Genomic DNA, 20728 nt, shown 5'->3' with positions numbered 1-20728 from the left:
CTCAATCGTAGTTACTAAAGCGGCTGTTCGTGCCGCCTGCATCACGCAAATTCTGGTAGCGCGAGATGTTCTGGGTCAGGGCCTGTATGGGGTTGCCGCCCACGCCCAGCCGGGTAAAGCCGACAAACTCCAATTGGAACATCACGCGACCTGTCGCCGTGGAACTGCTGGTTTGCACCCGCTCCAGCACGACCCGCGCCAGCCAGCAGCCCGCATCGTACTCGACACCCAAAACGGTGTCGACCAGGCGCCGCTCGTTAAGGCTGTAGTTAAGCCGCCCCACGCTGTAGTAGCGGCCTTCGCCCTGGCCCCGGCCGGCGCCCAGCTCCTGGCCCTTGTCACCCCACAGATTGTTCAGCGGCCACTGCCAACTCAAGTCCAGTTGCTCGCTGACATCGCGCTGGAAACGGTAGGCCGCGTTCAGCACCCGGTAGTTGCCGGGGTTATAGCGGGCACCCACGGTGGAACGGACGGACTGGTCGGTCTTGGCGTTGTACTGCACCGTGGAATCCAGCGCCCAGTTGTCCTGCACATTGACCGACGCACCCAGCATCACATCGCTGAAGCCGGCCTGCGCCGGTGCGTCGGTCGGGTTCAGGGTCACCTTCTGGTCGTCAAAGCGCAGGCGCTGCGCGACACCGAAGCGGGCCAGCTGGCCGCCAGTATCCGCGTCCAGGAAGCGGGTGGTCAGGCCCAGTGTCAGCAGGTTGTTGTCGGAGATCTTGTCGTGCCCGACGAAGGCGTTTTCGGTGAAGATGGTCGCAAAATTGAAGTCGTTGGTGGCCGTGTCGTAATTGGGCTGGGCACTCTGGTTGCGGTAAGGCGTGTAGACGTAGAAGGCCCGTGGCTCCAGTGTCTGCACCAGCTTGCGGCCAAACAGCTGGGTGTCGCGCTCGAACACCAGGCCGCTGTCCAGGCTGAAAGTGGGCACCACGCTGTCCGCCGTCTGCGAGCCATTCGCCAGCAGACTGTCGAACTGGTAGCCAGTGGCATGCAATTGCAACTTGGGCGTCACGAATCCGGCCGGGGCCAGCCAGGGCCGGCTGACCTGCAGCAGGGCCACGGCACGCTGGGCATTGGGCTGCAGCGTGCGCAGCTTGTCGGCATCGAACTGCGTGAAGTCGCCATCGATAGACCAATCGATGCCGTGCACATTGGTCAGCGCGTAACGCGCCGTCACCTGCGGCACGCGGTCGTAGGGGGGCACGATGGGCGCGGTCACGTCCTGCAGGGTTTGCCACTTCAGCAGGCGCAGGCTGCTGGAGAAGGCGCCCAGTCCCCACGTGGCCGTCAGACCCGAGGGCAGCAGGCGCTGGGTGGTGGCCACACCGACGGCGGCGCTGGTGTTGGCGATGGCATTGGCATCGGCGATCGTGCTGGTACCGGTGAAGTCGCGCCAGTAGTTATCGTCGCTGACGCGGTTGACATTGGCCGCCAGACTGACGGCGCCCACGGGTGTGGCCAGCGTGCCCTGGTGCAGGTAGGAATAGCCCCAGCGGTCGGTATTGGTCAGCTTGTCGCCAGGCATGTAGTTGGCGCGGACAATGCCGCTGTAGCTGGGCTCCAGGTAGCGGAACTCGGCGCCGACATCCAGGCCACGGCGTGTCATCAACATCGGCGTGATGGTGGCGTCGCGGTTGGGCGCAATATTCCAGTAGTAGGGCTGGGTCAGTTCCAGGCCATTGTCGGTGCCCCAACCCACGGTGGGCGGCAGCAGGCCGGACTTGCGCTTGTCGGACAGCGGGAAGCTGATGGCCGGCACCGGCAGGATGGGCACGCCCTTGAAGCTCAACACCGCGCCCTGGGCGACGCCGATGTCCTCGTCCGTATCCAGGCTGATGCGGGCGGCCCGCATGATCCAGTCGGGCAGCCAGTCCGGGCCGGGCTTGCGCCGGCAGGTGGTGTAGCTGGCGTTGTAGATGACGGTATGGCTCTCGTCGATAAATTCGGCGCGGTCGGCCTGGCCCTGGCCCTGGTTTTTCAGGAAGCGGTAGCGGGGCTCATCGAAGGAACCCTCAAAAGCCTCGACCTTGAGCTCCAGCTTGGGGCCTTCAAACACATCGCCCTTGCGGTTGATGCGCACATGGCCCTCGGCCTTGGCCTGGTCGCTGGGCTGGTCGTACTCCATGCGGTCGGCCTGGATGACGGTGCCCGCCTTGCGCAGCACCACATTGCCTTCGATGACGGTCTCGAGGTCGGGCCGGCCGGTCATGCGGTCGCCCTCTACAAAGATCGGCACCTGCTTGGCCTGATTGGGCGGCAATTGCTCCTCCAGCATGGGGCTGGACTTGAGCTGGGTGCTGTCGGCGTCGGCAACTGCACCCGCCGCCGGCGCCTGCGCCTGCGCAGCCCAGCTGGCGCAGGCCATTCCGACCAACACCACCACTTGCGACAGCGCAAAGCGTGGCCGCGCGGACAGGCACGGGCTCAGATCGTCGCGTATGGCTTCACGCGGGGAGCAGGGGGCGGGCATGGACAAGGGAATGGGGTTCTGCGCAGCGAGGCGTCACGAGCGGTGTTCTTTGGGGGCTTCTTTGTAGAATGGATTATCCATGAGCCCAACCCCCAGCCCCTCGCCTTTGGCCACACCCCAAAACCCCTTGTGGACCGATACCGCCCGCCAGGCCCTGTTTGAGACCTGGCTGGCCAGCCTGCAGGGCCTGCACCAGCTCGATGCCACCACGCTGCGGCTGGCCTCGGCCGACGCCAGCTTCCGCCGCTACCTGCGGGTGGACAGCAGCGCCGCAGGTGGTGGTAGCCGCATCATCATGGACGCGCCACCCGACAAGGGCGACTGCAAGCCTTTCGTGCAGGTGGCCGAATTGATGGCCCAGATCGGGCTGACTGTGCCCCAGGTCCTGGCCTGGGACGCCACCAATGGCTTCATGCTGCTGACCGACCTGGGCACGCACACGATGAAGGACGTGATCCAGCCCGAAGCCCCGCCACCGCTGGGCCTGTACCTGGACGCGGTAGAGACCCTGGTGCAGTGGCAATTGGCATCCCGCGAGGGCGTGCTGCCCCCCTACGATCGCGCTTTTGTGATGCGCGAGCTGGAGCTTTTCCCCCAGTGGTACATCACCGAGCACCGCAAATACACACTGGATGCCGCGCAGCGCCAGGTGCTGGAGAAGTCCTTTGCCGCCATCGCGGACAAGGCTCTGTCCTGGCCTATGGTCTTCATGCACCGGGATTTCATGCCCCGCAACCTGATGGCTCCAGTGGATACAACGCCCACATCCGGCAAACCTTCAGCAACCCGCCTGGGTGTTCTCGACTTTCAGGACGCCGTCTACGGCCCCATCACCTACGACATCGCCAGCCTGATGCGCGACGCCTTTCTGAGCTGGGAAGAAGACTTTTGCCTGGACGTGACCATCCGCTACTGGGAAAAGGCCCGCAAGGCCGGCCTGCCGGTGGGGGATGACTTTGGCGAGTTTTACAAGGGCGTGGAGTGGATGGGTCTGCAGCGCCACCTGAAGATCGCCGGCCTGTTTGCCCGCCTGACGCTGCGCGACGGCAAGCCCGCCTACCTGGCTGACACGCCACGCTTCATCGCCTACATTCGCGCCACCTGCTCACGCTACATGGAGCTCAAGCCCCTGCTGCGCCTGGTGGAGCGCATTGAGGGACTTGAGGTGCCTACCGCTTATTCCTTCGGCAGGGCTTAAGCCAAATTGGCCGGTGGCCCTCGTGGAATATACGTGTATAGCTCCCAAATCAATAGCGCTTTTACATGCCCCGCTTCTACTGCCCGACCCCCCTGCTGAGTGACGCGCTGCTGGACCTGCCGGCCGGCGCCGCTCGCCATGTGCAGGTGCTGCGCCTGCAGCCCGGGGACCGCATCACGCTGTTCAATGGCCGGCATGGCGCGCTGGCCGAAGCCGACGCATGGGCCAGCCTGGGCGGCGAGTTTGACGCCACCATCACCCACATGGGCCGCAGCGACGTGCAGGTCCGCGTGGGCGCCCACAGCGCCGTTGAGCGCGAGGCTGGCGCCACCGTGCACCTGGCCGTCGGCATGCCAGCCAATGACCGCATGGACTGGCTGGTGGAAAAGGCCACCGAACTGGGCGTGGCCAGTATCCAGCCACTGATGACCGAGCGCAGCGTGCTGCGCCTCTCCGGCGAGCGGGCGGACAAGAAGATCGCCCACTGGCAAAGCGTGGCCGTGTCGGCCTGCGAGCAATGCGGTGGCAACCGCGTGCCCCTGGTGCATAGCGTGCAAACGCTGGCCGCATGGCTGCAATCACTGCCCGCAGCGGGCGACGATGTACGCTGCCTGCTGTCACTGGCCGATGGCTCCAAACCCCTGGCCGCCACCACTCTTCAAGAGCGGCCAACCGTGTTTTTATCCGGCCCCGAGGGCGGTCTATCGGCCAGCGAAGAAGCCGCAGCCCAGGCCAAAGACTTCGCGCCGGTCAGCCTAGGTCCGCGAGTCCTGCGCGCCGAGACGGCCGCGCTCACCGCATTGGCCCGCTTGCTCGCCTAAAGGGGTCTGGGCGCCAGAGCGTTCTGCGCAGGTAAAAGGAGGAGGCCGAAGGCCGGGGGACACGGAGCAGAACGCTCTGGCGCCCAGACCCCGCCCCGCTAGAAACAACAACAACCAGACCGGACCATCAGGGTTTGTACGCGTCTAGGTTGGCGCCCCAACTCTTGCATGCATGGGCATACTACAGTGACGCCTTTGGCCAATTTGCGAGGAGACCTTTCTTGATACCCGAAGCTATGCGCAACTCCGTTCGAGCCACAGGTCTGGGCGCCCTGATGAAGGGTGCAGGTCTGCTGACCCGCTTCATTCCCATCCCCCAACCCACATTGCTCGTGGGCCCCGGCTCCAGCGGTCGTCTGGGCCAGGCCATTGCCGGCTTTGGCCACCGCAAGATCCTTATCGTCACCGACAGCATCATCTCCAAGCTGGGCCTGCTGAACACGCTGACCGATGCACTGACCGCCGGTGGCGCACAGTTCGTGGTGTTTGACGAGATCACGCCCGATGCCCCCATCCCGCTGGTGCAAAAAGGCATCGACTTCTACAAGGACCAGGGCTGCGACGCCATCGTCGCCTTTGGCGGCGGATCGTCGATGGACGCCTCCAAAGCGATTGCCGTGGCCGCCTCCAACCCGGGCAAGCAATTGAACCAGTTGGCCGGCTACCTGAAGGGCCTGCGCTCCCCGGTCAAGATCTATGCCGTGCCTACGACGGCAGGAACCGGTTCAGAGGTAACGGTCGCTGCGGTTATTTCCGACCCCGTCAACCACAAGAAGTTAGTCATCGTCGACCCACGCATGGTGCCCAAGATGGCCGCGCTGGACCCATCGCTGATGACCGGCCTGCCACCCCACATCACCGCCGCCACAGGCATCGACGCGCTGACCCACGCCATTGAGGCGTTTGTCGGCAACTGGACCACAGCCTATTCGGATGGCATGGCGCTGTCGGCCGTCGGCCTGATCTTTGAGAACCTGCGCACCGCCTACACCAACGGCACCAATCTGGAAGCGCGCGAAAAGATGTCGCTGGCCTCCACCTATGCCGGCTTTGCGTTCACGCGTGCCAACGTGGGCTATGTGCACGCCATCGCCCACCAGTTTGGTGGCCTGTACCACACGCCCCACGGCCTGGCCAACGCCATCATGCTGCCGCTGGTGCTGAAATATTCACACCCCGCCATCGTCGACCGCCTGGCCCTGCTGGCCGTGGCCGCCAAGGTCGGCACCGAAGACGAAGACAAAGACGAGCTGGCGCAGAAATTCCTGGACGCGGTGGACCAGTTGAATGCCGACCTGGGCATCCCCACCTTCCTGGCAGCGCTGAAAGAGTCCGACATCCCCGCGCTGGCCAAGGCCGCCTGCTGGGAGGCGCATACTGGCTACCCCGTGCCGCGCTATATGTCGCAGGAAGTGTGTGAAGATCTGATCCGCAAGGCGCTGCCGCCCAAGGCGGCCAAAGCCGCTGCAGCAGCACCTGCGAAGAAGAGCAAGAAGGCAGTAGGTTGAAGTGAATGGCGTGACGGCCCAGGTTTCACCGCCGGGCCGCCCCAAGGTGTGGACTTGGGGTTTTGCCAAACACGGCCCCCTTGGGGGGCAGCGACCCGCGTAGCGGCGGAGCGTGGTGGCAACATTTGTAACGTAAGAGGAGCGGTTGATGAAAAAAGTAGTAACAGTGACACTGGGTTCCTCCAAGCAGGATTTCGAATTCAAGACCCAGTTCTTGGGCCAATCCTTCTCGGTGCGCCGCATGGGCGCGGACCAAGACACGGGCAAGGCCTGGGAACTGATGCGCCGCCAGCAGGCCACGGCCGACGCCATTGGCCTGGGTGAGATCCCCGACCACTACCAGGTGGGTCTGCGCACCGTCATCAACAAGGAAACCCAGCGCCTGCTCAACGTCGTGACTCGCGTACCGGTGACCACCGGCGCCACACTGCGCCGCATGCTGCAGGTGCGCGCCGTGCGCTACGTGCAGAAGGAGTTGGGCCACTACTTCAACAACAACCTGGTGCTGTTCCTCTCGGGCATGCGCAACTACGACATGGCCGTGGCCATGTCCGACTACACCAAGAACCTGAGCTTTGCCGACGCGCTGTTCCAGACCGGTGCGCCCAAGATGCTGACCTCGCTGGACCAGCTGGAGCTGTATGCCAAGGGCAGCAAGTACATGCTGCAGGGCAAGTCCGGCCAGTTGCTGGAAGCAGCCATGTCCGGCTTCAAGAACAAGATGGTCGCCGATGTGGTGGCCAAGTCCCACGTCATCGTCGGCACGTTTGCTGAGCTCAAGGCGGTCAGCAATGCCACCAACCTGGAAGGCAAGACCATCATCACCTCGGCGGTAGACGACGAACGCCTGGCCTTCTTCACCAAGTGCAAGGTCAACCTGGTCATCGACGTGTCGCCCAAGCTGTTCCCCGAAGTGGTGGGCATCAACACCATCGAGGCCATGATCCTGGCCACGCTGGAGAAGCCACAAGAGGAAGTGTCGGACGACGATTTCGACGAAATCCTCAACGAGTTGGACATCAAGCCGCGCCTGCTGCACCCTACCGGCAAATTCCGCAACATCCGCCGTTTTGCGTTTGTGATCCATCCCTTGAGCCAGAACTACATCCGCAACGCCTTCCCGATTCCGAAGTCCACGCCCAAGTTCGTCATGGACAAGGTCGAGACCTTTGCCGCCCATATGCCTCCCATGGTGTATTGCAAGATGAGCAACATCGTCTCGCCCAGTGGCGCCGAGGCCGAAGGCTGGCTGATCAGCGTGGGCGGCACGCCCAAGGAAATGCTGTCGCGCAGCCCCGAGTTCACCTACCGCCGTCTGCTGCAAGCCTCCAAGATCGCCGAGAAGATGGGCGCGCAGATCATGGGCCTGGGCGCCTTCACCAAGGTGGTGGGCGATGCCGGCGTGACCGTGGCACGGCGCTCCAGCCTGCCCATCACCACCGGCAACAGCTACTCCGCATCGGGCGCGCTGTGGGCCGCGGCCGACGCCATGCGCCGCATGGGCCTGCTGAAGGTCAACACCCACAACAAGAAGGTGGCCGCCAAGACCATGGTGATCGGTGCCTCCGGCTCCATCGGCTCGGTCAGCGCGCGCCTGCTGGCCATGTCGTTTGACGAGGTGTATCTGGCCGGCCGCACGCTGTCCAAGCTGGACGAGTTGAAGGCTTCCATCCTCAAGGAAACGCCGGACGCCAAGGTCTTCACGACCATCGACTACAACGACCTGCTGGCCGACATGGACATGATCGTCACGTCCACCTCCGGTGCCGGCAAGGAGATCCTGGACATCATGCGCGTCAAGCCCGGCTGCGTCATCACCGACGTGGCGCGCCCGCTGGACCTGCCTGCAAGCGATGTGGCCAAGCGCCCCGACGTGCTGGTCATCGAGTCCGGTGAAATCGATTTGCCGACCAAGGTCAAGGGCTTGAAGAGCATCGGCCTGCCACCCAACGTGGTCTACGCCTGCCTGGCCGAAACGATCGTGCTGGCGCTGGAAGGCCGCTTTGAAGTGTTCACGGTCGGCCGCGACACCGAGTGGGAGAAGGTCAAGGAAATCTACAAGCTGGGCCTCAAGCACGGCATGAAACTGGCCGCCATCTCGGGCGTCAACGGCGTGTTCTCGGATGAAGCCATTGCCAAGGTCGTGACCCTGGCCAAGAAGGCACGGCTGACCTGGAAAGATGGCGCGGCCGCCAAGAGCGGCGGCAAAGCTGCAAAAGCAGCCCCTGCTGCTGCTGAAGCGCCCGCAGCCAAGAAGGCTCCTGCGGCGAAGAAAGCCGCTGCTAAAAAGGCCGTGACCGCCAAGGCGCCCGCTCCCGCCAAGAAGGCTGCGGTAACCAAGACCGCTGCGAAGAAGGCTCCGGCGAAGAAAGCTGCAACTGCCCCCGCTACCGCGAAGAAGGCCGTGGCCAGGAAGGCAGCGCCGCGCAAAACGGCGGCTGCAGTCGCAGCCTGACACCAATAGGCAGCGGCCTTACTAAGTAGACCGCAGCAACCACAACGCCTGTGCCGGCCCTTGCGATAGGGCTGCCACAGGCGTTTGTACGTCCACCCTCTGTAGCGCATGATGATGGTGGCGCGCCACGTACACTGGGCGCACCATGAACCGCAACCTCTGCCTGCTAGCCCTTTGCCAAGGGCTCTTCCTCACCAACAACGTCGCCTTCATCGCCATCAATGGCCTGGTGGGTCTGAGCCTGGCCCCCTTTGGTTGGATGGCCACGCTGCCCGTCATGGGCTATGTAGTCGGCGGCGCGTTGAGCACGCCCCTGGTGGCCCATACACAATCCCGCTTTGGCCGCGGCATCTCTTTCCAGATCGGTTTGCTGGTGGCCCTAGTCTCCGCCGGCGTGGCCGCGTGGGCCGTGGTGGATAAAAACTTCTGGCTCTTGGTGGGCGCCACGGTCGTGGCGGGCTACTACAGCGCCAACGGCCAGCTGTACCGCTTCGCCGCGGCCGAACTGGTGCCCGCACCCCAACGCGAAAGGGCCGTGTCCCTGGTACTAGCCGGTGGTCTGATTGGCGCAGTCGTTGGACCCAACCTGGCTGCACGCACGCGTGGCCTGCTAGGCGTGCCCTTTGCCGGCGCGTATGTCGTGCTCGCCGTGGTGGCCATCGTCGCGATGGTATTGATGGCCTTTATCCGCTTTCCTCCCCACGCCGCAGCGCCCAGCGGGCAAAGCGGCGGTAGTAACGACGGTGGGCGGCCGCTATCCGTCATCATGCGCCAGCCCGTGTTCATCGTCGCCTGCGCCAGTGCCGCACTGGGTTATGGCGTCATGAACCTGCTGATGGCCGCCACCCCGCTGGCCATGCAGCAATGTGGCCTGTCGTTTGACGATGCGGCCTTTGTGCTGGAGTGGCATGTCATCGGCATGTTCGCCCCCGGCTTCTTTACCGGCGGCTGGATCAAGCGTTTTGGCACGCTGCCCGTGATGGGTGTGGGCGTGGCGCTGAACTTGGCCTGCATCGCCATCGCGCTGTCGGGCGTGGAACTGCACCAGTTCACAGTCGCATTGTTTCTGCTGGGCGTAGGCTGGAATTTTGTGTTCACCGGCAGCACCACGCTGGCGCTCAGTGCGTATCGCCCCGAGGAGAAAGACCGAGCCCAGGCGGCCATCAATTTTTCTGTGTTTGCGGTGATGGCGTTTACATCATTTGCATCGGGTGCGTTGGTGACTACGCAGGGCTGGAGTTTGTTGAATTGGGGGTCGCTGGTGCCAGTGGCGCTGACGGCGGGGACGTTGGTGTGGTTGGCGAGTAGGCCGCGCGGGACCTGAAGACGGCCACGTCGATCAATCTGCTAAACGACCTCAGGTATGTCACCTAGTTCTCCGCACAGCCCATCCAGCACCCTCTGCAACCAAGTCTATGACGACGCCATCAACTGCGATCTGCGCTCTTCCAGGTCGCACATCGACCGGATAGTGGCGCACGCCGTTCGCAACATACCAAAAGGAGCCCTCGCGATTTGGGGGTACCTCCCTGTACCAGTACGGCAGTCCGCCAACCTGAATGCACCCACTGTCGTACACGGAACCGCAACTCGTACGCGGTGCCGAAGTGGGTACTGCTAGCACGACTGCCGGCGTGATGGTCAGCAGATGAAACTCATATGGGGGAAGCGATGTGCGCTCACGCGATCGACTTGCCCAGTCCGCAAGGGGCGCAATCTGCTTTGCGGTTTGATCGAGGTCACGAGCAACGCGATGACCGTCAATATGATGACCGTGAAGGTCAGTGAATATAAGATCACAGGTTCCGGAGTACATGAAAGTACTCCTGCAGCCACCCAGTACAGGCTGCCTATCGGTGCCGATTGCTATAGGTCCCACCAAGTCGGCGCCAGTACGCCCATCCTTCGCAGGAGGATATGCGCAGCCCGACAAGCTCGCGCCAGCCAAAAGCACTGATACCAGAAGAAAATTGCCCACGAGTGCGTCCTGACATCAAAGGCAATAGCAATGCATCAAATTTGATAGCAAACTATTCAACCCCGGCGAGGGCTAGATGCGAATTTGCTTCAGACGCTTCGCAACAAACCCCAAATTGGGTATAAAAGCCTCAGAACCGCTGATCCAACCACCGCTTCAACGCGCCAAACACTGGCTTGGCATCCACTTCGTTGAAGATCTCATGGTACAGATCGTCAAAGCATTGCGTGGTGACCACGTTCTGAGGGGCCAGCGCGGCAAAGGCACGGCTGCCGTCGGCGTTCAGCAAACGGTCGTCGCCGGCGTACATCAACAGTGTCGGCACGGTCCATTGGGGTGCGGCCTCCAGCGTCTTGGGGCCGGCCTCGGCGATGAAGCGGGCCAGCCGGGCCGAGATGCGGTCGTGCACCAGGGGATCGGCCTTGTAGGCGGCCACAACAGCGGGGTCGTGTGATACGAACTGGGGTTTGACGCCGTTACCCACGCGCAGGTTGGGTGCGATTTTGGGCAATATTGAAACCAAGAATTTCTGGAAGGCGTTCATCCCGGCATCCAAGGCCGGGGACGACATGACCAACCCCTCCACCGGGCGCATGGCCAGCGACACAAAGCGCCCTACCACCAGGCCGCCCATGCTGTGGCCCAGCAGGATCAAGGGCATGTTCTTGGGCATGCGGGCGCGGGTGCTGTCCACGATGTCGGCCAGGTCGTCCAGCAAGCGGGTATCGGTGGGCAGGCCACCGCGTGCGCCGTTGGACTCGCCATGGCCGACCTGGTCGTACCCCCGCACCGCAAAGCCCCAGGCATTGAGCTGGCGCGCCACGTGGTCGTAGCGGCCGGCATGCTCACCCAGGCCATGGACGACGATGACCACACCGCGCAGTTTGACGGTGGTGTCTATGGGCCAGTCTTGCACGATGACGTTGTCGCCGTCCGTGGCGGTGAAGGTGGATAGTCGGGATTCCGTGGACATGCGTCGGTGCGGTGCAGTGGTGGCCGGGGTGTGGATAGGTCTTTTATGGGAACTGTGCAATGACCTGGGCCACGGCCGCGGTCAGCTTCTTGGCATAGGGGATGTGCAGGAACTCATTCGGGCCATGCGCATTGCTCTTGGGGCCTAGCACGCCACAGATCATCATCTGCGCGGAGGGGAAGCCTTCCGACAGCATGTTCATCAGCGGAATGGTGCCGCCTTGGCCGATGTAGCCACAGGGCGCGCCGAAGTGGGTTTGCGAGGCCGCGTTCAAGGCTGTCTCAAACCACGGCGCGGTGCTGGGCGCGTTCCAGCCGGTGGCGCTGGACAGACCTTCAAAAGTGACCTTGGCCTGGTAGGGCGCGTTGTCTTCCAGCAAGGCCTTGAGTTCTTGCACGGCGGTAGCGGCCTCCACCAGCGGGGGCAGGCGCAGGGACAGCTTGAAGGCGGTGTAGGGGCGCAGCACATTGCCGGCGTTTTTCATCTCGGGGAAGCCGTCGGCACCGGTCACGCTCAGCGTGGGCAGCCAGGTGCGGTTCAGCAGGGCCTGCAGTGGGTCGGTCGTCGTGGGCAATGCAAACTGGGTGGAACCACCGCAGTCGTAGTGCGCCCAGGGGAAGCGTTTGTAGATTTCATCGCCCAGGATCGCGGCTGTGGCCTTGGCCTGGTTCAGGCGATCAGCCGGCACTTCGCAGTGGAAGCTGGCCGGCAGCAGGCGGCCGGTGGCGCTGTCTTCCAAACGGTCCAGCACCTGGCGCATGATGCGGAAGCTCGAGGGCACCAGGCCGCTGGCATCACCCGAGTGCACGCCTTCGGTCAAGACTTCGACCTTGAGCACGCCGCTGGCCATGCCGCGCAGGCTGCTGGTCAGCCACAGCTGGTCGTAGTTGCCGGCGCCCGAATCCAGGCACACCACCAGGCCGACATCGCCCAGGCGGGGCTTCAGTGCATCGATATAGGGCAGCAAATCGTAGGAGCCGCTTTCTTCGCAGCTTTCGATCAGTCCCACGATGCGGGGATGGGGCGCGTTCTGGGTCTTCAGCGTCTGGATGGCGGCAATGGCAGCGTAGGCGGCATAACCATCGTCCGCGCCGCCGCGACCATAGAGCTTGCCGTCATCGATCTTGGGTGTCCAGGGACCCAGGTCATTGCGCCAGCCAGAGAATTCGGGTTGCTTGTCCAGGTGGCCGTACATCAGCACGGTCTGCGTGGAGTCGGCCTTGGTGGCCGGCACTTCAAAGAACAGCACCGGCGTGCGGCCCGGCAGGCGGATCACTTCGAGCACCAGGCCGCTGACCTTTTGGGCTTCGATCCACGCGGCGGTGTTGCGCACCACGGTGTCGAGGTAGCCATTGGCTTCCCAGGCCGCGTCGAACATCGGCGATTTGGCGGGTATGCGGATGTAGTCCTGCAGTTGGGGAACAATCTCGGCGTCCCACAGCGCACTGACCTGGCTGAGGGTGTGGGCTGCATCGAGCACGGTGGGGGGTATACGGGCGTTCATGCAAATCTCCTTTTCTTCATTGGCTGCCATGTTTCGGCAGGCAAACCGCCATCATGCCACGACTGGCGCCCAGGCGCTGCGGGTGCCGCCCGCACCTGGAAAGCTTGCTACAGTGGTGGCGACATTGGCCCTTTCTTCATCGGAGTCCCCCCATGGTTTTTGCGCTTTCCTCCCGCCTTCTTGCCAACAGCAAACTCAGCCGCCGTCTGGCCGTCACACTGGCTGTGGGCGCGCTGTGTTTGGGTAGCAACCTGGCCCAGGCCCAAGGCGGCGGCACGGTCCGGCTGCTGGTGGGCTTTCCGCCGGGCGGCGGCACCGATGCCATCGCCCGCATACTGGCCGAGAAGCTCAAAGACCCGCTGGGCAGCAGCGTCATCGTGGAGAACAAGGCCGGCGCGGGCGGGCAGATTGCGGCTCAGGCGCTGAAGACGGCCGCGCCCGACGGCACGACGCTGTTTTTGTCGCACGACCACACGGTCTCCATCCTGCCGCTGGTGGTCAAGAACCCGGGCTTTGAGCCGGCGCGCGATTTCGTGGCCGTGGGCGGATTTGCCACCTTCGTGAATGCGCTGGCGGTGTCGGGCGGCACGCCCGCCAAGTCCATGGGCGAGTATGTAGCCTGGGTACAAAAGCAAGGCGCAGGCAAGGGCACGGTGGGTGTGCCGGCACCCGCGTCGGTGCCCGAGTTTCTGGTCAAGATGATTGGCCAAAAGTACAAGCTGGATCTGCAGTCCGCCCCCTACCGCGGCAGCGCGCCGATGATGGGTGACATGCTGGGCAACCAGATTGCAGCGGGCACGGGCTCGGTGCCCGACTTCATCGAGAACCACAAGGCCGGCAAGATACGCGTCGTCGCGGTAATGGGCAACGCGCGCCAGGCCACGCTGCCCGATGTACCCACCTTTGCTGAGCTGGGCCTGGCCGGCTTTGAAGACCTGCCCTACTACGGCATCTTTGCGCCCGCCGGCACACCGCAGGCAACCATCGACAAGATTTCCGCAGCGCTGGCCAAGGTGGTTGCGCTGCCCGAGGTGCACGACCGCCTGACCGCGATGGGCCTGACCGTGGCCTATATGACGCCGCAGCAACTGGCCAGCCGCGAGCAGGCCTACAGCCAGACCTGGGCACGCATCATCAAGTCGACCGGCTTCGTGCCGCAATAGCTAGAAATTTCCGCCCCGCATAAAACGCAACACGCCTTCGGCAAACCCAGCATCCTGGTCCACGAAGTCGTGCGACTCGTGGACTTCACACGCCGATAGGCTGGGCGCGCGGCCGACCGGGTGCGGCCCGCCGCTGAACCGCACCGCCTGCGCACGTGTGGCCCGGGCCTCGTTGAGCACCATGTCCAGCTGCTCGGGTGGCGAGCGTGGGCAGTTGTCGGCCGCGTGGCCCAACACCAGCAGTGCACCTGGGAAATTTTTCAGGTCGGTATCCGACAGGGACTGCGCGACCCAGGGCCTGCGCTTGCTGTTCTCACCCACCAGCATGGGTGACACCAGCACCACACCATCGGGTGCCTGCCCGCCGCGCAAACGTGCTGCCGCGTTGGCCGCGGACAGCGTGCCGCGGCTGTGCCCCAGCAGCCACACGGCCTGGGCGCCGGTGCGGGCGCGCACATCGGCCACCACACGCCCCAGGTCCACCGCGTGTTCGGTCTGGATGCGCAAGCCCGCGAGGCCATCGTCACTCCACCGATCCGATGGCGCGTCCACCAGCACGGTGGTGACACCCGCGGCCTGCAGGCGCGGCGCGCTACGCACGAGGATATTGCCTTTGAGACGCCGTGGGCAACCGGCATCGTCGATGTCCAGCCAACCGCCACCGCCGATCAGCAGGATGGCGGCTATCGCGCCCTTTCCGGCTGCGGTGCCATCGCCCGGCCGCGGGGTCTGCCAGCTGTAGCGCATCGTGGTGCCGGCATGGGTGGGGATGTCCACCACCGCACCGCAAACGGCGGACGGAGGTGCGGCGCCCTGCGCATGTACCAATGCCGTGGCGCAAACCAACAAGCCAAAGAGCAGGGCGCGCAGCATTGGCAGCATGGGCAGCAAGCTGTTCATTGCACCGGGTTTTGGATCCAGCGCGCGATGCGCTCCACGACGGATGCCTCGGCCCCGATGTAGCCATGGAAGTGCAGGGCCTCGCAGGGATCGCCCGACTCACCAACCCCCTCCTGCACCATCAGCAAGGCCTTCACCGGCGCCTGCTTCAAGGCTGCGGGAATGGCCTTGGCTTCATAGGGTGTGCAGACGCGGCAACCGTCACGCGCGTGGTGCACCACCAGCGTGGGGACGCGGATTTTGCCGAGGTCTTGCCGGGGCACAGCACCCGCCCACTTGTAGGCGGTGACAGACGATGTCAGCACCACACCGGCAATCTGTTCATGGGTGTCGCGGATGGCGGCGGCGGCGGCCGAGATCGTGCCCATGCTGGTGCCTACCAGCCAAAGGGGCAGCGGGCTTCTGGCCTTGATGGCGGTGAAGACGGCGAGGTTGTCGGCCGCATGCAATTCGCCAATGCGCACCACGTCATCGCTCAGGTCTATGGCATCAGACGGGCGGCCGACCATCACCACGTTGAACGGGTAGCTGGCCCACAGCTTGCCGGTTCGGATCAGGAAGTTCTGGCTGGCCGGCCAGCCGTCATGGCCCAACCTGCCATAGCCGCCACCGCCACCGGAGAACAGCACCACGGTGGCGGTGGCTTGCGGATTCCACACTGCAAACAGTGGCACGCGCACCTGGGGTCGTGTTTCCACCGACAACACTTCGCCCACACCAGGGGTTTGCGCCAGCCCGGCGCCAGCGCAAGCCAAGGCACTGAGCCAGACCAGCACAAACAGCCTCAGAGTTTTCATAGGCCCTCCTGTGGCTTAGTAGCGCCACGGGGTCCATCCTAGGCCAAGCCCGCAGCTTAGGCCAGCACAGCCGTTTCTTTGGCTTCAGCCTTAGTCGCTGGGCGTTTGCGCCGCAGCTTGGGTGCGGGCGCGGGTTTGGTCAACGCCAGGTATTCCTGGAAGCTGTCGCGCAGGCACTGGGCCAGCACGTCAGGGTCGGGCAACTGCTCGTAGCAGGACGTGAACGACACAACGATGGTGTCGTTGTAGCCGGTGACCGAGAAGACCAGACCCATGCCGTCAGAGATGGGCATGATGGCCGACAGATAGGTGAGCCGCGCGCCCAGCAGGTACAGCGGTTCGCGCGAGCCCGGCACATTGGTGATGGCGCAATTGGCCAGCGGTGCCCAGTCGCCCAGCAGGGCCGAGGCCGAACGCAGCATCTTGCTGGTGGCCACAATGGCCAGCGAAGGCGCTTGCTGGGCCAGCAGCGTCAGCTCGCGGGCGCTCAGGGCCTGGGCCATGACGGCGGATGAGGAGCTGGCCTGCTGGATGGCAGCCAGGCGCTGCACCGGATCGGCAATGTCGGTGCCCAGACCGACGCGCACCCAGGAGTAGTTGCCGGAGGGGTCGCTTACCAATTCAGCGTCTACATCGCTGTGCACGGCAATGGGGGCGGCCGCGACCAGGCTTTGCAGTGGCAGCTCATCTTGCTTGTACAAGTAATTGCGCAGAGCGCCTGCACAGACGGCTTGCACTACGTCGTTGACCGAGGCACCGGGCACCAGGTCGCGGATGGCCTTGAAGTCGGCCAGCGCAAAACGGCGGGTCTCGAACACGCGGTGCGGCGAGACCTCGGTGTTGAAGCGGGTCGTCGGAAAGGCGTGGGGCTTGCCCAGAAACTCGCCAGCGAAGGTCTTGACCGTAGCCTTGATCGCGGTCCAACTATTGCTCAGCGGTTGGGCCAGGCGCAGCGGCAGTGTCGCGAAGTTCAGACCCGCCAACCACAGCAGTTGCATATTGCCCGGTGGAGTTTCAGGGAACCAGGGTGCGGCCGGTGCCGGCGCAGCAGCCACCGGCGACAGGTCGTGCAACAGGCTGGTGATTTCGTTGCCGTGACTCACATCAATGGCGGCGTGGTGGATCTTCAGCAGCACCGCGAAACTGCCCACCGGCAGGTCCAGAAAACTGTCCAGCCCCTCGATGACATACATCTCCCACAGAGGCCGCTGCAGGTCTAGCGGGCGCGCGTGGATGCGCGAGGACTGGATGCAGAACTGGCGCCAGTCGCCCGGCTTGGGCAACGCGATGTGGCGCACGTGGTATTCGATGTTGAAGTTCTCGTCTTCCACCCAGTAGGGGTAGTCCAGGTCCAGCGGCACGCGCAGGATCTTTTCGCGGAAGTTGGGCAGCTTGTCGAGCCGGCTTTCCACGTGGGCCAGGATCTGCTTGAAGCGCACCATGCCACCGGGTGCGGTGGATTGGTCGTAGATGTGCAGCAGCGTGAGGTTGGAGTTGGCGTGCGCGCTGTCGGAGTAGATGTAAGCCGCGTCGTGTTCACTCAGTTGGCGCATGCAAAAGTTTCTTTCTGGGGTGCAGTTCAGAGGGTACCGGATACGGTGCAAGGGGCCTCTGGCGCGGCTGCGCCGGTGGCGCTCAGCACGCGGGCCAGCAGCCCCTTGGGGACGAAGGGCTTCCATTGGTTCTCGGGCTGGGCCAGCCGGTCGGCCACGATGGACAGCACGATACCGTTGAAGCCCAGGCCGATATGGCTGCCGGGCACCTGGATGTTTTCGTGCAGCGCCGGGTCGCCGTCGATGGTGGCCTCTTGCGGGGGCACCACGCCATCGGACAGCGAGTACAGGCAACTGGTGGGAATGGCCAGGCGGCGGCGCTCGCGCATGACCTTGACCTTGGGTTGCATCACGTGGGCGGCGGCGCCCAGGCGGTGCGATACCAGGCGGTACAGCGCCTTGACGGCCGTGGGCGACTGGCTGCCCGAGGCGTCCACGCTGACCGGGCTGCCCAGCGTGATGATGGAGCGCACGCACTCCAGCGAATTCTGCGCGCTGTACATGGAGAAAACACCGCCCAGGCTCCAGCCGACCAGGCTGACCTTCTTGCCGGTGGTGTAGTGCAGGTGGCGGATTTTTTGGGGCAGCGCATTGGCATGCTTGCTGCGAAAGCCCACATTGCGGCCCAGGCCCCAGGTATGGACGTCGTAGCCTTTGTTTTGCAACATTAGCTTCAGGCCGATCAAGGTGGTCTCTCCAGCCATGAAGCCGGGCACCAGCAGCACCGGGTGGCCGTCGCCGTGGGGGGCTTCCATCAGCAGGGGCAAAGAGGCGGGCAACAGGGCCATCTCCAGCAAACCACGGCCTTCCAGCAGCGAACTCAGCACATGCGGCGCGCCAACATGGCCATGGCGAACGACGGGACGGCGACGGTGCATTGACAAGACTCCTGTTCTGCGGATGTTCCAACTCCTGACAGTCTATGACGAATTGGTGACAGCAAAGTTAGGTGGTAAGCCTAAAAAATGGGCAAAAACAGGTTTTGCCGCCGGGCCGCCCCAGGGCGAGAACCCCCGAGGGGCTGAAGGCTACGGCTCCAAAGCCACCTGCGTGGCTTTGGACAGCCTGAAGAGCCCTAGCCTCTGGCTGGGCCTGATCAGCGACCCGCGCAGCGGTGGAGCGTGGGGGGCTACATCAAATATGGGCATCAAAGCCCACGTCTTCCGCCTGCGGCGCCCGCAGCGGCAGGCGAATTTTGAAGCTGCTGCCCTGGCCCGGGGTGGATTCCACGGCCAGGGTGCCGCCCAGCGTCTTCTTGACGAGGTTTTCCACAATGGTCATGCCCAGGCCCGTTCCGCCGCGGCCGATCTTGGTGCTGAAGAAGGGCTGGAAGAACTGCGCCAGCAGCTCTCGCGACATGCCAATGCCGTCGTCCGAGACCTGCAGGTCCACCCAGCCGAACTGGGCCTGGGCCGCGATGCGCACCGTGCCGTCGGTGCGCCCCTCAAAGGCATGCAGATAGGCGTTGTTAATCAGGTTGATCAGCACCTGACCCAGTGCGCCGGGGAAGCTGTCCAAGAGGATGTCGGACGGTACCTCGACCACCACCTTGTGGGTGTGGCGCTTGAGGCTGGGGCTCAACGTGTCCAACACCTCCTTGACGACATCGGCCAGGTCGAAGCTGCGGCGCTGCTCGCTGGCCTGGTCGGCGGCCACCTGTTTGAAGTTTTGCACCAGGGCCACGGCGCGGTGCAGGTTGCGCTCGATCAGCGCGCTGCCCTCCGACACCTCTTGCAAAAACGCCGCCAGGTCCGAGCGCTTGAGCTGGCCCGCGTCCACCTGGGCCTGCAGGCGCTTGGCCAGGTCGGTGCAGGTGCTGGCCGTGATCAGGCTATTGCCCAGCGGCGTGGCCAGCTCGTGCGTGACACTGGCCACCAGCGTGCCCAGTGTCGCCTTGGCGGCGCTGCGGGCCAGTGCCTCTTGCGACTGGTGCAGCGTCTGCATGGCCGCATGCAACTGGGCCGAGCGCTCGGCCACGCGCTCCTCCAGCGTCTCGTTGAGCTCATGGATGCGCTGCTCGGCCTCCTTGCGCTCGGCGATGTCCATGTGGGTGCCGGCCATCCACTCGGCGCGGCCGTCGGTTGTACGGGTGGACACCTGGCCATGGGCGGCGACCCAGACCCAGTGCCCGTCCTTGTGCTTCAGGCGATGCTCGAACCGGTAGTAGGGCGTCTGGTCCTTCAAGTGCTGCACCAGCGCGGTCTGGGCCAGGACTAGATCATCGGGGTGGAACAGCCGGGGCAGGGTGTCCAGCGTGAAGGGGCTGAGTTCTTCCAGCGTGTGGCCCGTCAGCTCGGCCCAGCGGGCATTGATCTGCACCTGGCCGGTTTGCAGGTTGACCTCCCAGGAGCCGGCATTCGTGCCCCGCAAGATGGCGCTCAGGCGTTCGCGCTCCAGCTGCAACGCCCGCTCATGGGCCTTGCGTTCGCTGATGTCCAGGTAGGTGGACACCATGCCGCCGTCGGGCGTGGGCATGCCCATGATCTCCAGCGTACTGCCGTCGCTGGGGCGGGTGCGCTCGAAGCGGTGGGGCTGGAACTGCTTGGCAATGGCGATGCGCGACTCGGCCAATTCCTTGACGTCCCCGGGGCCGTACTCGCCGCGCTCGGCGTTGAAGTAGGCCAGCTTTTCAAAGTGCACACCTGGCTGGCACAGCTCGGCGGGTAGCTCCAACAGTTCACCGAACTTGGCATTGCACAACTCAATGACGAGATCCGCATTGACGTAGCTGATGCCCTGGTTCACATTGCTGACGACCGACTCCAACAGCGCCGCCTTGCGCGCCAGCTCGGCCTCGCGGTGGCGCAGTTCGGCGGTGCGTGCCTCCACGCGTTGCTCCAGCTCGGACTTGAGTTCGCGCAGGGCTTGCTCGCGCTGGCGCGGAATGGTGACGTCGGTGTAGGTGGTGACCATGCCGCCGTCGGGCAGGGGGTGGCCATAGACTTCGATGATGGAGCCATCTGGTCGCACACGCTCAAACCGATGGGGCAGAAACTGGCGGGCCAGTTCCAGCCGCGGGCGCACCAGCTCTTCGACATCACCGGGGCCGTATTCACCCTGGGTGGCGTTGTGGCGCAGCGCGTCCTGCATGGTGGTGCCGGGTCGGCACAGGGCGTCGGGGAAATTCAGCAACTGCTGGAAGCGCCGGTTGGCGGCCACCATCACCAAGTCACGGTCGAACACGGTGAGGCCGATGTCGAGCTGGTCCAGCCCCTGCGCGAGCAGCGCCAGCTTGTCGCCCGACCCCAGTTCAATTGCCACGCGGACTCCCGAGCAGATGTGTGAGTTCTTGCCAAAGAGTGCCAGTCTACGCCTGCACGGCTTTCTATACCACCCATGCCGCGTTCAGGCCGACTGGGTTTTGTTAAATCGGGCGTTAGCCCTCGAAAAATATGCGTATATCGC

The 20728-nt window shown here is 64.1% G+C and carries 14 protein-coding genes; 6 read left to right on the top strand and 8 right to left on the bottom strand.

Features of this window, described 5'->3' with window-relative positions:
• Position 1: 1 nt before the first annotated feature.
• Entirely contained in the window at positions 2-2473 is a 2472-nt protein-coding gene (locus AC07OO_RS17200) for an LPS-assembly protein LptD (protein ID WP_495083372.1), read from the bottom strand.
• Between the two features lie 79 nt (positions 2474-2552).
• Between AC07OO_RS17200 and AC07OO_RS17195 the strand changes: the two genes are divergently transcribed.
• From AC07OO_RS17195 to AC07OO_RS17175, 5 genes are all read left to right on the top strand, one after another.
• Positions 2553-3671, top strand: coding sequence for an aminoglycoside phosphotransferase family protein (locus AC07OO_RS17195; RefSeq protein WP_495083307.1), 1119 nt, complete (start codon positions 2553-2555; stop codon positions 3669-3671).
• Positions 3672-3736: 65 nt separating this feature from the next.
• The gene (locus tag AC07OO_RS17190; protein ID WP_495083306.1) at positions 3737-4492 is read left to right on the top strand and encodes a 16S rRNA (uracil(1498)-N(3))-methyltransferase; all 756 of its coding nucleotides are present in this window, start codon (positions 3737-3739) and stop codon (positions 4490-4492) included.
• A gap of 236 nt (positions 4493-4728) precedes the next feature.
• On the top strand, positions 4729-6000 hold the full coding sequence (locus AC07OO_RS17185; protein ID WP_495083305.1) for an iron-containing alcohol dehydrogenase: 1272 nt from the start codon (positions 4729-4731) through the stop codon (positions 5998-6000).
• Positions 6001-6148: 148 nt separating this feature from the next.
• Positions 6149-8455 (top strand): DUF8754 domain-containing protein, encoded by a 2307-nt coding sequence (locus AC07OO_RS17180; RefSeq protein ID WP_495083304.1) that lies wholly within the window; start codon positions 6149-6151, stop codon positions 8453-8455.
• A gap of 145 nt (positions 8456-8600) precedes the next feature.
• Positions 8601-9779 (top strand): MFS transporter, encoded by a 1179-nt coding sequence (locus AC07OO_RS17175; RefSeq protein WP_495083303.1) that lies wholly within the window; start codon positions 8601-8603, stop codon positions 9777-9779.
• 784 nt (positions 9780-10563) lie between these two features.
• Here AC07OO_RS17175 and AC07OO_RS17170 read toward each other — a convergent pair.
• Together AC07OO_RS17170 and AC07OO_RS17165 are read right to left on the bottom strand one after the other, a co-directional pair.
• The gene (locus AC07OO_RS17170; RefSeq protein ID WP_495083302.1) at positions 10564-11406 is read right to left on the bottom strand and encodes an alpha/beta hydrolase; all 843 of its coding nucleotides are present in this window, start codon (positions 11404-11406) and stop codon (positions 10564-10566) included.
• A gap of 43 nt (positions 11407-11449) precedes the next feature.
• Complete coding sequence (locus AC07OO_RS17165) at positions 11450-12910, bottom strand: M20/M25/M40 family metallo-hydrolase (RefSeq protein ID WP_495083301.1); 1461 nt, start codon at positions 12908-12910, stop codon at positions 11450-11452.
• Positions 12911-13062: 152 nt separating this feature from the next.
• On the opposite strand from AC07OO_RS17165, the gene AC07OO_RS17160 reads away from it, so the two are divergent.
• The gene (locus AC07OO_RS17160; protein ID WP_495083300.1) at positions 13063-14073 is read left to right on the top strand and encodes a Bug family tripartite tricarboxylate transporter substrate binding protein; all 1011 of its coding nucleotides are present in this window, start codon (positions 13063-13065) and stop codon (positions 14071-14073) included.
• Here the strand turns inward: AC07OO_RS17160 and AC07OO_RS17155 are convergent, their stop codons facing one another.
• The 5 genes from AC07OO_RS17155 to AC07OO_RS17135 form a co-directional block, all read right to left on the bottom strand.
• Positions 14074-14973, bottom strand: a complete 900-nt coding sequence (locus AC07OO_RS17155; protein WP_495083299.1) for an esterase/lipase family protein — start codon at positions 14971-14973, stop codon at positions 14074-14076. It lies immediately after the preceding gene.
• A complete protein-coding gene (locus tag AC07OO_RS17150; RefSeq protein WP_495083298.1) occupies positions 14970-15770 on the bottom strand; it encodes an alpha/beta hydrolase family protein in 801 nt (266 codons plus the stop codon). The genes AC07OO_RS17155 and AC07OO_RS17150 overlap by 4 nt, the downstream gene beginning before the upstream one ends.
• A 56-nt stretch (positions 15771-15826) precedes the next feature.
• Positions 15827-17323 (bottom strand): wax ester/triacylglycerol synthase family O-acyltransferase, encoded by a 1497-nt coding sequence (locus AC07OO_RS17145; RefSeq protein WP_495083297.1) that lies wholly within the window; start codon positions 17321-17323, stop codon positions 15827-15829.
• Between the two features lie 26 nt (positions 17324-17349).
• Positions 17350-18201 (bottom strand): esterase/lipase family protein, encoded by an 852-nt coding sequence (locus AC07OO_RS17140; protein ID WP_495083296.1) that lies wholly within the window; start codon positions 18199-18201, stop codon positions 17350-17352.
• A gap of 256 nt (positions 18202-18457) precedes the next feature.
• Positions 18458-20584, bottom strand: a complete 2127-nt coding sequence (locus AC07OO_RS17135; RefSeq protein WP_495083295.1) for a PAS-domain containing protein — start codon at positions 20582-20584, stop codon at positions 18458-18460.
• Positions 20585-20728: the final 144 nt, after the last annotated feature.

This window comes from Rhodoferax sp. GW821-FHT07G04, from assembly GCF_059418585.1.
The sequence above is the reverse complement of the archived record's forward strand: the minus strand, read 5'-3'. Positions and strand labels throughout refer to the sequence as shown.

What these genes read in the sequence shown, in the direction of transcription:
- AC07OO_RS17150 (WP_495083298.1), bottom strand. Translation starts at nt 15,770, where the DNA reads ATGAAAACTCTGAGGCTGTTTGTGCTGGTCTGGCTCAGTGCCTTGGCT.
- AC07OO_RS17175 (WP_495083303.1), top strand. Translation starts at nt 8,601, where the DNA reads ATGAACCGCAACCTCTGCCTGCTAGCCCTTTGCCAAGGGCTCTTCCTC.
- AC07OO_RS17140 (WP_495083296.1), bottom strand. Translation starts at nt 18,201, where the DNA reads ATGCACCGTCGCCGTCCCGTCGTTCGCCATGGCCATGTTGGCGCGCCG.
- AC07OO_RS17190 (WP_495083306.1), top strand. Translation starts at nt 3,737, where the DNA reads ATGCCCCGCTTCTACTGCCCGACCCCCCTGCTGAGTGACGCGCTGCTG.
- AC07OO_RS17165 (WP_495083301.1), bottom strand. Translation starts at nt 12,910, where the DNA reads ATGAACGCCCGTATACCCCCCACCGTGCTCGATGCAGCCCACACCCTC.
- AC07OO_RS17155 (WP_495083299.1), bottom strand. Translation starts at nt 14,973, where the DNA reads ATGAACAGCTTGCTGCCCATGCTGCCAATGCTGCGCGCCCTGCTCTTT.
- AC07OO_RS17185 (WP_495083305.1), top strand. Translation starts at nt 4,729, where the DNA reads ATGCGCAACTCCGTTCGAGCCACAGGTCTGGGCGCCCTGATGAAGGGT.
- AC07OO_RS17160 (WP_495083300.1), top strand. Translation starts at nt 13,063, where the DNA reads ATGGTTTTTGCGCTTTCCTCCCGCCTTCTTGCCAACAGCAAACTCAGC.
- AC07OO_RS17170 (WP_495083302.1), bottom strand. Translation starts at nt 11,406, where the DNA reads ATGTCCACGGAATCCCGACTATCCACCTTCACCGCCACGGACGGCGAC.
- AC07OO_RS17180 (WP_495083304.1), top strand. Translation starts at nt 6,149, where the DNA reads ATGAAAAAAGTAGTAACAGTGACACTGGGTTCCTCCAAGCAGGATTTC.
- AC07OO_RS17145 (WP_495083297.1), bottom strand. Translation starts at nt 17,323, where the DNA reads ATGCGCCAACTGAGTGAACACGACGCGGCTTACATCTACTCCGACAGC.
- AC07OO_RS17195 (WP_495083307.1), top strand. Translation starts at nt 2,553, where the DNA reads ATGAGCCCAACCCCCAGCCCCTCGCCTTTGGCCACACCCCAAAACCCC.
- AC07OO_RS17200 (WP_495083372.1), bottom strand. Translation starts at nt 2,473, where the DNA reads ATGCCCGCCCCCTGCTCCCCGCGTGAAGCCATACGCGACGATCTGAGC.